Consider the following 14,323-nt stretch of genomic DNA (forward strand, 5'->3'; position numbering starts at 1 on the left):
GTATCAGCGCCCCTTTTCCGCTTCATAAAATACCCAAAATTTGGATGTTATAAATAAAATCGCAGTCAGTATCGCAATCATAATAAGCATGACCCAAGCCATAGCCGCCGCATATCCCATATTGCTGAACATAAACGCCTGCCGGAACAGATACAGTGAATGCAGCATCGTTCCATCCATTGGGCCGCCCTCACCCTTGGAGATAACATAGGCCGGGACGAAGGTCATAAAAGCACTGATTGTCTGCATTATCAAGTTAAATAAAATAATCGGACTCAGCAGTGGCAGCGTAATACTGAAAAATTTCCGTACTGGCGTAGCACCATCTACACTGGATGCCTCGTACATTTCATGCGGAATGTTTTTCAGTCCTGCCAGAAAAATAAGCATGGATGAACCAAATTGCCATACAGACAAGGTGATTAGCATCATTAGCGAAGCATTCGGATCACCAAACCATTTCACCGGGGTTGCCCCCAAGGCCGAAAGCAAGCTGTTAACAATGCCCTCATTACTGAAAATATTGCGCCACATGATGGATACTGCAACGCTCCCCCCGATAATAGAAGGCAGATAGTACATCGTCCGATAGGTGCCCACCATGCGTGACTTGGTATTCAAAATCATCGCCACAAACAACGCGAAAATCAGTCGCAACGGTACACCGACCAGTACATACGTAAACGTAACCCTGATCGAATTCCAGTATTTCGGATCGCCTGTAAACATTTTTTCGAAGTTACCCAGACCAATCCATTTGGGCGGGGTGAACAGATTGTAGCTGGTAAAGGATAGATACAGCGAAATAAACATTGGAATTAATGTAAATGCCAGAAAGCCCACAATAAACGGGCTGATAAACGCATATCCGGTCATATTGGCTTTCAAGCTCTGATGATTTCGCAAGCTCATCAAGCCTCCCTTCTGTTGCATTTTAAAAATTAGCAAATTTAAATATATATATTAATCGTTGTTATATGAATTTTGTTTTGATATCTACAAAGGTTGCCTCTACGATGGGTTCGTCGGATCAACCGTGCGCAATCATTGCTTTGCACTACGCACGGTTAACCTAACGAAACGTTCCTTCAACCCTGCATTGTTACTGCTTGTTATTCGCAAGGATGGTATTCGCATCAGCCCGGAATTTGACCGCTGCGTCTTCAGGCGTCATCTGTCCGAAATTGACTTGCTCAATATAATCGGTCAGAGTAGCAATCACTTCCGGCGATCCAACAGGCGGCGGCGGGCTCATTGGAGAAGCCTTTGGCTCCATGGAAGCCACAAATTCAAACACCTGCTTCGTTGCCTCGCTCAACTCCGGCGCTACAGCTTCTTTGATTTTGGCAGAAATCGGTACGCCGCGTTCGCCTTTAATCAATTTATTCGCTTCTACATCATTCATCCAGAAATCAATAAATTTTGCGGCCTCATCCTTCACCTGTGAACGGGAAGCCACAGCCCAGTACATTGTAGGCTGCATATACACGCCTTTTTCCATATTCGGTCCAAACATCGGAGCAAGCGCCATTGGCCGATTAACGACCTGTTGTAAGCCCACATATTGATTGGACCACTGCCAAATGCCGATGCCTGTTCCTTTAACGATATCCGATTCCTCAAGAATTCCCTTGGTTTGGTTCATGACTTCAGGAGTTGGTGTCGCTCCCTTTTTAATCAGCTCAGCTAAACCACCGAAGAAATCAACAAACAGCTTATCGTCATCATACCCCAATCCTGTTCCTTCCGTATTGTAGAGAGATTTTCCATGTGTCCGCAAATAGTAGTGGAAGAAAATATCCGCAGCCATGGAGCTGTCAAAGTAAACTTTATTGGAGGCTGCCTTCAAAGCCAGCTCTTTGTATTGGTCCCATGTCCAGTCATCAGGAATTTTGTCTATGCCCGCTTTTTTGAGCAGTGCCGGATCGTACTGGAAGCCCAGCACATTGACACCTGTTGGAATACCATATTGCTTTCCGGCAATGATTCCGGTTTTGAGTACATTTTCGTTTACATCAGCGACTTGGATTTTCTGATTCAAGTAAGGCGCCATATCTTCCAGCTGGCCGTTCTTCGCATATTGGCTAATATACGAAATGTCCATCTGCACGATATCCGGCAGTTGGTTTGCTGCCGCCTGCGGTGCGAGCTTCTTCCAGTAGTCATCAAAAGAGGCATATTCCACATCAATCGTTACATTCGGATTTTTTTGCTTATACAAATCGATAACCTTCTGCGTATATTCGTGGCGCGTATCCGATCCCCACCAAGCGATCCGCAACTTTACTTTCCCGTCTGCACTTGCGCCCGAATTGCCTCCACCGTCTGCTCCACTACATGCCGTCGTCAACACGAGCAGCATCGCTATGACCAGAAACCATCCCTTTTTGCCCACCTATCTCTCCCCTTTTCGCTGTTCTAGAAAGGAGCCTTATTACGAGTAACAATGTACTTACGCTTGTTTGATAGCGTTTACATTTGCTCCTGTTGTTATTTTCCCAAAAGCAGAGAAACATTGGAATACACAAATCAGATTTCAAAGGTTTAAAAAACAGAGGGACTCAGCTGCTCATCCCCGTTCGTGTGATTTAATGTACTCGGAGGGTGTCATACCTGCCCATTTTTTGAACACCTGGCTAAAATATTGCGCGTTCCCGCCGAAGCCGAACCATTCCGCCAGCTCAAACACCTTTACGTCTCCCGTCTCCCGAATATGCTCAGCCGCGCGCTCGATCCGGTAACGGTTAACATAGTGTGAAAAGTTTTCCCCCGTCACTTTTTTGAAGATTTTCCCTAAGTAGTCGGAATTCATATAGAGCATTTGACCCGCCACTCCGTTCAGCGAAAGATCGGATTTTCTATAGTTTTGCTCAATAATAGTGATCATTTTATCCACCGTGGAAGATTGGCGATATACATTGCTTTTATAATAAATTGCGGTCATTCGTTCGGCGGCTTCCTGTACAAAAGATTTGAGGCATGCCAATGTTTTTTGCTCTGCCAGCACGACCATTCGACTCGTGAACGCCGCACGCTCTTCTTCAGGACATATACGAATCATGGCAGCATATAGCTGTAGCACATAAGAACGGGTTACGGAAATTTCCAGCTTCATACGGGACAGGATGCCGAACAGCCGATCCACTTCCTGTGCAACTTCCTCCCTATTTCCAGCCTTGATCAGCAGACCGAACTTCTCTTCGTCCAGTTCCAAATCTGCCATCTCCCGGGTGTCATCAGCCGCCAAATCTTCCTTCGTAATGAGGCTGCCCTCCCCGGTGTAAAAGCGGTGATTCATACAATGCAATGTCTCCCGGTACATCCCCCGCGAATGCTGCATGCTATCCGACTCGCTAACTGCGACGGTCACCTCTAGCTTATAAAAACGGTGGAACGTCGTACGTACCGCTTCAATCTGTTTCATAAACCCAGACGTGTCATCCGCACTTTCCAGCACAATCAGCAGTTGCCCTTGCATCGTCGTACTGAGCAAGACATGATCCATTAAATCCCCTGCTATATTTTGCAAAGCAAACAAATGCTCCGGCTCGTGGGACTCCTCTACCCGCAGCAGCAGCATTCGAACCTGCTTATCTTGCAACTCCAGACCGAACAAACGCTCATAAAAAGCGATATCACGGCTACCGTAAGTTTTATAGGAAATAAACTCCTTCAAAAAATGCTCCTTCACATGCGGCAGCATACGCTGAAAATCAAGCTTCATCCGGTTCACAAACTGCTTGCGTTCTTCCTGTTCCTCTCGCTCCTGTCCCAGCTCAGTCAGAGCCTCATGAATTTGCCGCTCATTGCAGGGCTTCAACAAGTAGTGCTTTACCCCGTATTGCATGGCCCGACAGGCATAGTCAAAATCTTTGTAGCCAGACAGCAGAATAAAACGAACGTCTGGAAAATGCTCCGTCGTTTTGGCAACGAGTCCGATACCGTCCAGTCCTGGCATGGAAATATCGCTGATCACAAAATCAGGCGGGCTCGCCTGGATCTGATCATATGCCTCAATCCCATTACGCGCCGTACCTACCAGTTGTGTTCCGGCCTTGCCCCAATCGACCACCTGTGATATGCCTTCCAAAATCATACGCTCATCATCAACCAGTAGCACCTTGTACACGACCCTGATCCCCTTTCACATATGGAATACAGACATGAATTGACGTACCTGTTCCTGACTCGCTGTGCAGTTCTATCCCCAAGGTGTACCAAATGTCAGGTTAATCCGTTCCTGAATATTCGCAAGTCCAATGCCCCGCCCACGGGTTGTGATCTGACCGCTGCGTAGCTTTTCCAAGAAATCCGGGCTCATTCCAGGTCCGTCATCTTCAACCCGCAGGAACAGCGCTCCCTCGCTTTCTCTGGCCACAATCGTGATCCGACACGGTTCAATACGCGGCTCCAGCGCATAATGGATCGCATTCTCCACCAAGGGCTGAAGCGTTAGCTTCGGAATTTGTGCATCCATCAGCTCTTCCGGGACATCGAGATGGAAATCGAGGCGCTCATCAAAACGTGTTTTTTGGATCGTTACGTAGCTCCTCACGATATCCAGCTCTTTTTGAAGCGGAATCAGCTGCTCTTCAAAACTGACCGTGCTGCGTAGTAAAAAAGCAAGGGCTTCCACCATCTCTGAAATCCGGTCCTGCTTATTGGCCTTGGCGAGCCAGTTCACAGATTCTAACGTATTGTACAGAAAATGTGGATTAATCTGTGCCTGTAGCGCCTTTAGCTCTGTTTCCCGCAGCAATAGCTGCTTGGCAACATTCTCATTAATAAGCTCGCGGATACGGCGGATCATCTTCTTATACGTCCGATGCAAGAGACCAACCTCATCCTGTGTGGAAAGGGGTACCGCCCCAAGCGCTTCCTCTTCCAGACGGTCGAGGTCGCCTTTTTCTATTTTACGCATGTTCTGGATCAACTGAACAATCGGTTGAGTAATGCTGCCCGACAGCCTCGCGCCCAGCGCCAATGCAATAAGCAGCATAATGACAAAAATAGCGCTTACAATTTCTTTGATTATCGTAATACTTCGAAACATATCATCAAAGGGAGTCATATGTAAATACGTCCAGCCCGTATATGAGGATTTAATCTGAGCAGCAAAAAAGGTTCCGCCTGTATAGGTCGCGATCCCGTAAGGCTGCTTCCGCGCAAGCTCTGCCTGAATATCGCTCTCACTCAAAAGCGGTGTTTCGGGATAAATCATCCGTCTTCCGTCTGTAATCATCAACTGTCCGTCACGGCCGGAAGTCTGCACTCGATCCGCTACAATCCGGTCAATTCGTACACGAATCGCAAGCGTGCCGAGCCCGTTCAGCGTAAAATTGGAATCGGTAAAGGATTTGAATTGCCGCGCTGCCAGCAAGGAGGAGTGACCTGCCGCATACCATGCATGGGAGCCGTCATATTCGTCTGCCAACTCCGACAGGGTGGATCGAAGCTCTTGGGGGATACCTTCGCGGTTGCCCGCACTCATGACCTGTCCCTCTTTGTCGATCACCATCATAGAATAGACATAGGTTTCAGAGCCGGCGAAGGCAATAAGCCTATTCGTTATTTTTTTGCGCAGTACCGTTTTGACATAAGGTGATGTTTCCTTTTCCAATTGGAGCAAATAACGCTGAAGCTGCTCGTCCGTTATTACCTTAAACGTAACTTTTTCAACATCCTTCAGTTCATTTTCAATGCCAATCGAAGAAATATTGAGTACTTCAGATGTCTTTTTATACATTTGATTATCATAAATATGAAATACGTATTTAAGTATGACTGCAACAACCGCAAAGTTAACCAGCATGAGCACCGTAATCAGCAGTACCATCTTATGATGGATTCCAGCATTTTTGTAAGCGCTCTTAAAATAGGTGATCAGTACACGTCGCCTCCTTCGCACGTCCTGCCCGTCCAGCTCAAAATGGAGAAAACTCTATATATTATACAAAATACCCCATGCCTTGGTCATTCGGCAAGAGGTATTTGGGCTTGCTTAGCGTTGATCGGTTGCTTTCGATTTGTCCGCCTTGCTCATATATTCGTCATATCGGTCATCAAGCTCACGTGCCATATTCCGGTATTTACGCGTCTCCTCGACAATAGGGTCCATTTGAGTCTGAACCCGCACCTCATATTTGGGACTGAGTCGTTCCCGTTTTTTGGCCTCATTCTCACGAATTTCGCCTTCCGTCAGCAGTTCACTGAGCTGGCGTTCCAATTCTTCGGACTGGCTCATCGCGATTTCCTCCTTCAGAATGATGGTGTACGTAGTATTATAACCCGGTTGCGTCTGCTTCTTTCAGCACTTGAATAAGTTGAGAATGAATAGCTGTATTCGTAGCTACAATATGCCGTACACTCAGGTCATAAGGTTGGCCCAATGTGTCCGTAATGGTACCTCCTGATTCCTGTACCAGCAAAGCGCCCGCTGCCACATCCCAGGCATTCAAACCGATTTCGCAATAAGCAGACAAACGTCCCGACGCCACATAAGCCAGATGCAACGCTGCCGACCCGAGCGCCCGAATGCCGCGTACCTGAGGTGTAAGAACCTGCGTAATTCTCATATTCAACGGTTGTGCATACGTACGATCCGGCGGGAAACCGATGCACACCAGGCTATCTCCCAGCGTCTCTTCTCTCGATGCTTGCATGCGATTGCCGTGGACATATGCGCCTTTTCCTTTTTCCGCTACAAACATTTCATCACGGGACGGATCATAAATTACCCCGACAATCACTTCACCACGATGAGCCAAGGCAATAGACACACTGTAGTACGGCAGACTGTGCACGAAATTGGTAGTGCCGTCTACCGGATCAATAATCCATAAATATTCCTCTTCACGGGCAGCTTCTAATGCTCGGGCTGAAGCTTCGGCTCCCGGCTCTACCCCTTCTTCACCCAAGATGGCATGATCGGGAAAATGGGTGAGAATGAGTCTACGAATCATCTGTTCTGCACCTTTATCTACCTCGGTCACTAGATCGGTCGGCGACTGCTTGGTATTCAATTGTTCAACTGTGCCCAGCCTGCTTTTAATCCATTCCCCGGCTTTGGATGCCGCATTAATAGCCACGGCCGTATAGCTTTTTCCTGATACGATATAGGGAACCTTTTCGTTTTCATGTTCGTTCAACGTGTTCACTCTACTTTCTATATCATTGTTACGTGGTTTACGAGCCTGCCCAACAGACATTCTCTTAACCATCTCTGTTTCAGTACAAGTTTGCTAGTTTACACATTCTAGTATACACAATAAGCTTCATAAAGTTTCTCCATATGGAAGCTTTATCCGCGAAATACTGCTTTCTAAGGCGTAATTTCTATGGAGGCCCCATCCAACACTTTGACCCCGTTATCTTCCTGAAGACGCAGTTCATTCATTAATCCGAACAACGCTTCATCCTTAAGTTTGGCTTCAAGCATGACATCAATCCGATCCGTATATCCAGCAATATTACGCAGAAAGGTCAGCAATGGCTCCATCAGAACACCGTCTGCATGACCACGAGGGTCTTTTTCACTTTTGGGACTGGACGCATGAATTTTGGGCGGCAATGGATGATCCGCAGAAGATCCGGCTTGGGCCAATTCCCCTTTCCAGGTATCCAATATATCCGGCCAAAGCTCCCACGGCTTCTCTCCCTCGTTATTGACCCATTGATGATGAATATCAAGAACCATCGGCAAGCCTGTTATTTTGCAAGCTTCCAGTGTTTCCACCGCATTGAACGTTTTATCATCATTTTCCAATGTTAACCGTTCTCTTAATGAAAGATCCAGCGCACTAACCTGCTCTACAAAACGCTGACCTGAGGTCACCTTATCTCCGTATGCACCACCAATATGAATGTTGTTCTTGGCTTCGGCACCAAGTCCCATAGCCTCTAGCATCGCCACGTGGTACTTCAGATCATGAATAGAGCTTTGCAACACTTCAGGACGGGGAGTGCTCAGCACTGTAAAATGATCGGGGTGAAACGATACCCTCATCTTATTCGCCTTGACATAGTCCCCCACCTCTGCAAAATCAGCAGCAAGCGCCTGAAATGGGTCCCAATCCCTCAGATCTTGATGGGTCGCAAGCGGAATCAGCTTGGATGAGAAACGATAGACCTGAATATCACTCGCACGATTATGACGCAGCAGCCTCAATGTATTATGGAGATTTTCGGCTGCAATCCGTTCTAACTTACGGATCGCGGCTTCTCGGTCTCCGATCTTGTTAAAGCTGGCCATGGTCATGGTTTTAGAAGGGGATGCATTTTGCACGGTGACCGACATGGCAACATAACCGAACCTTACGATCATAGATGTCCTTCCTTTCAGCAGTTTGCAGTAGATGGCAAGGCCGATTTCATTCTGTGACCTAAACCCCTTTTCTACTGATCATACCCGGAAAAGCACCTGCTGATTCGGTGTATTGCACAAAAATGTAAGAAACAAACAGCTAGGATTGCTGCTGTGCTCCAAAAAACATTTCATCCGCCAATGCGGTCTGAATTCTTGATTCCTCTTCATTCAGCTTACGGATGAGAGTCATTTCTACCTCGGTCACTTCGTCACCTTGGAAATTGATTTCGGCGATACAGCCCACAATCTGAACGATGGCTACTGCCACGTTGTCCACGCTGTAAGCGATGACCTTCTGTCCTGTCGGAAAAACGCGCAGGCCGGATTTAACCATTTTGCCACGTCCATATTCCAGCAGTTCATAAAGTTCTTGTTCACTCTTGAATTTGCACACCGAGTTAAATTCAGTTTGAAAGCCCATGTGTAGCCGCCACCTTTCATACTTAAGGGTTTGGTAAAATGTTCAAGTCTATCAATGTATATGAACAAAAAGGAGAGTGATCAGCTCCCCTTCGTTTTTCGTTTATGAGTTCTCATAGTGCAGTGCCGACCTGCGCTCATAACGCTCCAGTGCAAGAGCAATCATGCGATCCAGCAGACTTACATAGGATACGCCGGTTTCTCTCCACAATAATGGATACATGCTGAACGGTGTAAAGCCAGGCATTGTATTCACTTCATTAATAAGGATATGTCCATCTGAGCGTCTGACGAAGAAATCGGCACGGGAAATCCCGCAACCTTCCAGAGCACGGAAAGCTTGCAATGCGGCTTCACGGATACGATCTGCCACTTCCTCGTCCAGTGGTGCCGGGATGAGCATTTCCGATTGACCATCGGTATATTTGGCAGCATAGTCGTAGTAATCACTCGACGACACAATTTCACCCGGTACCGAGGCAATCGGCTCGTCATTGCCAAGTACGCTGACTTCAATCTCACGGGCATCGACGTACTCCTCCACAATCACCTTCAGGTCAAATTGCAGAGCCAGATCAACAGCCTTTTCCAGTTCTTCTCGGTTACTCGCTTTGGAAATACCAACACTCGATCCCAGATTGGCTGGTTTGACAAAGCAAGGATAACCCAACTCAGTCTCTATGTTACGCACCAAGTCATGACCGGTTTGTGCCCACTGTGTACTATTAAAATAGCAGTATTTCACTTGCGGCAATCCTGCATGCTCAAACAGCTTCTTCATGACGCCTTTATCCATACCTGCTGCCGAAGCCAGCACGCCTGCCCCGACATAGGGCATATCAGCCATTTCGAACAGACCCTGAATCGTTCCGTCCTCGCCAAAGGTGCCGTGCAGCAGCGGAAACAGTACATCCAGCGTCTGCTCTCCATACAGCTTACCGAACAACGTATCTAATGCCGCCTTGGTGCCACCCTCAGCGTGCTCCAGCTTCAATTGGTCTACAGTAGTCAGAGGCGCACTTAACAGCGTCCCCCTACGCCAATCGCCAGCCTTCGTAATATAAAAAGGAATAATCTCGTATTTCTCATAGTTAAAAGCGTTCATTACCGCATACGCCGTTTGCAGCGATACCTCATGTTCGCCCGATTTACCACCGTACACCAGCCCTACGGTCAATTTTTGATTTGCCATGCCTATCCTCCGCTTTCCTGCTTTCGTCATTGTGCCTGATTTGCTTCACTGTACCTGTTATCCATCATCTCATTTAAAAATAGTCGGCGATGTGATAAAAGCGATATACCGTATTGTCCGTCCACGCATACGAATTTTTATAGTCCCAATAACGATGTCTGGAGCTTACCGTATGTGCATTGACTAGCGGCATGCCGCCAGCATCAAAGGCCGTTACCACCGTGCTGTGCTGGAAAGTTCCGTCACCATCCCAATCATAAAAAATGACGTCCCCCAGCATGAGCTGCTCCGGTCGACTCACCTGCTCTGCGGTCAACCCCCAGGAGCTGGAGCCCAAATACCGCTCCAAACTGTTGGAAACCGCCCAGCTATAGCTCCACAGCTCACGTCCGGCGACCCGTCCTTTATACCACCAGCCCGATTCTCTTTTACCAGTATAGTGGATCGGTGCACCACCTGCAAAGAGGCACTGCGAGATATAATTGGTGCAATCCACGTCAAACGCCTCAAACTCCGGGTTAAAGTTATCCCACCACTGATCTGCATAGGCCGCTGCTTCTTCACGGCGATATCGGCTGGGACGTGCTGATGAGCCGAAGCCCAGCACACCACGATTCAGCAGCGGCAGACTTCCTCCCTGATTAAAAGACGCTTGTTCAAAAGGAACCTCTCCTCCCGCCGGCTTTCTTTCTGCCGGATCGCGCTCGATCCTCGTCACCTGCCAGGCTTCGCCCTCGCGTGTAAACGTTAGACGCTCCCGTTCAATCCGATCCTCCCGGTGCGTCATCCCGCCCTTCTCATAAAAGAGCCGCACATGCAGTTGTACATCGACCACTGCCTCATCTGGTGTATCCTGCACTATTCGTAACGGCTTGGCGCGTGTCTCGCTGCGCAGGGGAACAGCGTCCCGTTCGTTGTACCACTGCTCCAATCTGGCCGCACGTGCCGCCCGCTCCATTCGCTGGCCCACCTCCAGGTACTCATCCGGCTGTGGTACACCATTTACCTCACTGCGATTGTACTGATTCACATAAGCAAAAAGGGCCTGTTTCCATTCCCGCTCCCCCATCCCTATCCCTCCATTTTTCGTCTCGCTATCCTTATTCGGGGATAACCACGCTGATATATAACTTCCTCTTCCTTCTCTGGTCGGATATGCTCTCTATCTATAAGTATGAATCTCTAAAGCTTGGTATGAACATCGAAACGCAGGGGAACCGAACGTTTTATTTTCCAGTCTGAACACGCATAATTTAGGTCAAAAAAACTTTACGGAACCGTCTGAAAACGGTATACTTAATCCAAAAGAAATCATTTTGAAATCATGTTTCATCTAATGAAACGAATTACATTCATCTCAACCTCTTAACTTACAATGTACCACTGAAGATGAAATTGAGAACGCAACCAATTAAAACCAAATGTGCATGACGTCGAAAAAAGACATCCCTATTTTCCCGCAAGCATCCACTTCAAGGAGGTAATACTTATGTCAGGAAAAGATCAATTCTCCATTGCCCGTAGTTTGGAAGTTAACGGGAAGCCTTATCGCTACTACAGTCTTAAGGCACTGGAGGAACAAGGAAAAAGCGGTGTTGCCAAGCTGCCTTTCTCCATTAAAGTGTTGCTGGAAGCAGCGGTTCGCCAGTTTGACGGACGCGCCATTACGGAAGAACACGTGCAGCAGCTGACAGGCTGGGCTGAGGATCGTGACACCAACAAGGAAATTCCGTTCATTCCTGCACGTATCGTGCTTCAGGATTTTACTGGCGTCCCGGTGGTTGTCGATTTGGCAGCTATGCGTGATACGGTGAAAAAAGCGGGCGGCGATCCGAAACAAATCAACCCGCTTGTTCCCGTCGATCTCGTAATCGACCACTCGGTCATGGTTGATGCCTTCGGTACCAGTGACGCGCTGGACTACAATATTAATGTAGAGTTTGAACGTAACGAAGAACGGTATCGTTTTTTGCGCTGGGCGCAAACGGCATTCAATAACTTCCGTGCGGTGCCGCCGTCCACCGGTATCGTTCATCAGGTTAATCTAGAGTATCTCGCTTCCGTGGCTGCCACCAAAACCATCGACGGCGAAACGGTTGTCTTCCCGGATTCCCTTGTGGGAACGGACTCCCATACGACGATGATTAACGGACTCGGTGTCGTAGGCTGGGGTGTCGGCGGGATCGAGGCAGAGGCGGGTATGCTGGGGCAGCCGCTGTATTTTGTCACTCCCGATGTGATCGGCTTCAAGCTGACAGGTAGCCTGTCGGAAGGAGCTACCGCTACCGACTTGGCGCTGACAGTCACGCAAATGCTGCGTAAAAAAGGCGTGGTCGGCAAATTCGTAGAATTTTACGGCCCAGGTCTGGCCAACATTAGCTTGGCTGACCGTGCGACCGTGGCCAACATGGCACCGGAATACGGCGCAACGATCGGCTTTTTCCCGGTTGATGCCGAAACGCTGGCTTACCTGCGCAGCACCGGACGTTCCGATGAGCAAGTCAGCCTCGTAGAGGAATATTACAAAGCTCAAGGCATGTTCCGCACATCCGATACTCCGGATCCTGTGTTCAGCGATACGCTTGAGCTAGACCTGGCTTCGGTTGTACCGAGTCTCGCCGGACCCAAACGTCCGCAGGACCGTGTTGAGCTAAGCCGCATGAAAGAAACTTTCGAAGGCATTATCCGTACCCCGGTAGACAAAGGCGGCTATGGACTGAGCGATGAAAAGATCGCACAGAAGGTTCCACTGACCCATCCGGACGGCTCCACCAGTGAGCTGGGTACTGGCTCAGTCGTGATTGCAGCGATTACAAGCTGCACGAACACCTCCAACCCAAGCGTTATGCTAGGTGCGGGCTTGCTCGCCAAAAAGGCAGTACAGCGCGGGCTCAAAAAGCCAGGCTATGTTAAAACAAGCTTGACACCAGGCTCGCTTGTCGTAACGGAGTACCTGCAAAAAGCCGGGCTGATCGAACCGCTCGAAGCCCTCGGCTTCCATGTGGCAGGCTATGGTTGCGCGACCTGTATCGGTAACTCTGGACCACTTCCTGACGAAGTGAGTCAGGCTATTACAGACAATGATCTGACCGTTGGCGCAGTTATTTCCGGTAACCGGAACTTTGAAGGACGTGTGCATGCGCAAGTCAAAGCCAACTATCTCGGCTCACCGCCACTGGTAGTCGCTTATGCTCTCGCCGGCACGGTAAATATTGATTTGGTGAACGAACCACTCGGTTACGATCAGGACAATCAGCCTGTCTACCTCAAAGATATCTGGCCTACTTCCGAAGAAATCAAGGAAGCGATCAGCCTGTCTCTGAGCCCGGATATGTTCCGTCGCAAATACGAAAATGTATTTACGGCCAACGAAAAATGGAATTCCATTCCGGTTCCTGAAGGCGAACTGTATGAATGGGATGAAAACTCAACTTATATTCAAAATCCGCCGTTCTTTGAAGGACTTCAGGATGGTGTGCAGGATATCAAGGAAATCCGTAATGCCCGTGTACTTGCCTTGCTGAATGATTCGGTCACGACTGACCACATCTCACCAGCAGGCAACATCGCCCCTTCCAGCCCGGCAGGACTGTACTTGAAGGAGCATGGTGTAGAGCGCAAGGACTTCAACTCCTATGGCTCCCGTCGCGGTAACCATGAAGTCATGATGCGCGGTACATTCGCCAACATCCGTATCCGCAACAATGTAGCTCCAGGCACCGAAGGCGGTGTGACCAAGTACTTGCCAACGGATGAGGAAATGTCCATCTATGATGCGTCCATGAAATATCAGGCAGCCGATCAGAACCTGATCGTCATCGCCGGCAAGGAATACGGCACAGGCAGCTCACGTGACTGGGCGGCCAAAGGTACGTTGTTGTTAGGTGTTAAAGCCGTCATTGCTGAAAGCTTCGAGCGGATTCACCGCAGTAACCTGGTCGGTATGGGTGTATTGCCGCTGCAATTCCAGGAAGGCTATGGCTGGTCCAGCTTGGGCCTGAACGGTCGCGAAACCTTCGACATTCTCGGCATTGACAATGACGTGAAACCAGGTCAAGAACTTACGGTTGTAGCCAAACGCGAGGATGGCACCAAGTTCGAATTCCCGGTCACTGCTCGTCTGGACAGCACTGTTGATATCGACTACTACCACAACGGTGGTATTTTGCAAACCGTACTGCGTCAAATGATTCAAGCGTAATGATATAGCATTATATATACAACACCCCTGATTGCAGATTCATCTGCGATTCAGGGGTGTTTTTTATCTGTATAAGGCCCTATGTAAGGCAACAAACAGGACAAAAAAAGTCGATCCTCTCAGGACCGACTTCTAGCCACGTTCT

10 protein-coding genes and 1 pseudogene are annotated in these 14,323 nt (G+C 48.5%); 1 reads left to right on the top strand and 10 read right to left on the bottom strand.

From position 1 onward, the window contains the following. Positions 1-3: 3 nt before the first annotated feature. The 10 genes and pseudogenes from G7035_RS04640 to G7035_RS04685 form a co-directional block, all read right to left on the bottom strand. Positions 4-912 carry a carbohydrate ABC transporter permease gene (locus G7035_RS04640; protein WP_017428430.1) on the bottom strand — a complete coding sequence of 303 codons (909 nt, stop codon included), beginning with the start codon at positions 910-912 and terminating at the stop codon, positions 4-6. A 190-nt stretch (positions 913-1,102) separates the two neighbouring features. Beyond that, positions 1,103-2,395: an ABC transporter substrate-binding protein gene (locus G7035_RS04645; protein ID WP_019686149.1), complete on the bottom strand. Its 1,293-nt coding sequence runs from the start codon at positions 2,393-2,395 to the stop codon at positions 1,103-1,105. Positions 2,396-2,569: 174 nt separating this feature from the next. Further along, entirely contained in the window at positions 2,570-4,129 is a 1,560-nt protein-coding gene (locus tag G7035_RS04650) for a response regulator transcription factor (RefSeq protein WP_016819321.1), read from the bottom strand. Beyond that, positions 4,107-5,836 (bottom strand): annotated as a pseudogene (locus G7035_RS04655) (sensor histidine kinase). Before G7035_RS04655 ends, G7035_RS04650 begins: the two are co-directional and overlap by 23 nt. A 165-nt stretch (positions 5,837-6,001) precedes the next feature. Beyond that, positions 6,002-6,244, bottom strand: coding sequence for a hypothetical protein (locus G7035_RS04660; RefSeq protein WP_019686147.1), 243 nt, complete (start codon positions 6,242-6,244; stop codon positions 6,002-6,004). Between the two features lie 37 nt (positions 6,245-6,281). Next, entirely contained in the window at positions 6,282-7,148 is an 867-nt protein-coding gene (locus tag G7035_RS04665; RefSeq protein ID WP_029514828.1) for an inositol monophosphatase family protein, read from the bottom strand. Positions 7,149-7,321: 173 nt separating this feature from the next. Continuing rightward, the gene (gene uvsE / locus G7035_RS04670) at positions 7,322-8,323 is read right to left on the bottom strand and encodes a UV DNA damage repair endonuclease UvsE (protein ID WP_019686145.1); all 1,002 of its coding nucleotides are present in this window, start codon (positions 8,321-8,323) and stop codon (positions 7,322-7,324) included. Positions 8,324-8,462: 139 nt separating this feature from the next. Continuing rightward, on the bottom strand, positions 8,463-8,786 hold the full coding sequence (locus G7035_RS04675) for a hypothetical protein (RefSeq protein ID WP_016819326.1): 324 nt from the start codon (positions 8,784-8,786) through the stop codon (positions 8,463-8,465). Positions 8,787-8,888: 102 nt separating this feature from the next. Next, complete coding sequence (locus G7035_RS04680) at positions 8,889-9,977, bottom strand: D-alanine--D-alanine ligase (protein WP_019686144.1); 1,089 nt, start codon at positions 9,975-9,977, stop codon at positions 8,889-8,891. Positions 9,978-10,050: 73 nt separating this feature from the next. Continuing rightward, on the bottom strand, positions 10,051-11,046 hold the full coding sequence (locus G7035_RS04685; RefSeq protein ID WP_019686143.1) for an amidase domain-containing protein: 996 nt from the start codon (positions 11,044-11,046) through the stop codon (positions 10,051-10,053). 420 nt (positions 11,047-11,466) lie between these two features. Here G7035_RS04685 and acnA point away from each other — a divergent pair, with 420 nt between their 5' ends. After that, on the top strand, positions 11,467-14,178 hold the full coding sequence (gene acnA / locus G7035_RS04690) for an aconitate hydratase AcnA (RefSeq protein ID WP_016819329.1): 2,712 nt from the start codon (positions 11,467-11,469) through the stop codon (positions 14,176-14,178). Positions 14,179-14,323: the final 145 nt, after the last annotated feature.

Source organism: Paenibacillus polymyxa, assembly GCF_015710975.1.
Classification (GTDB): Bacteria; Bacillota; Bacilli; order Paenibacillales; family Paenibacillaceae; genus Paenibacillus; species Paenibacillus polymyxa.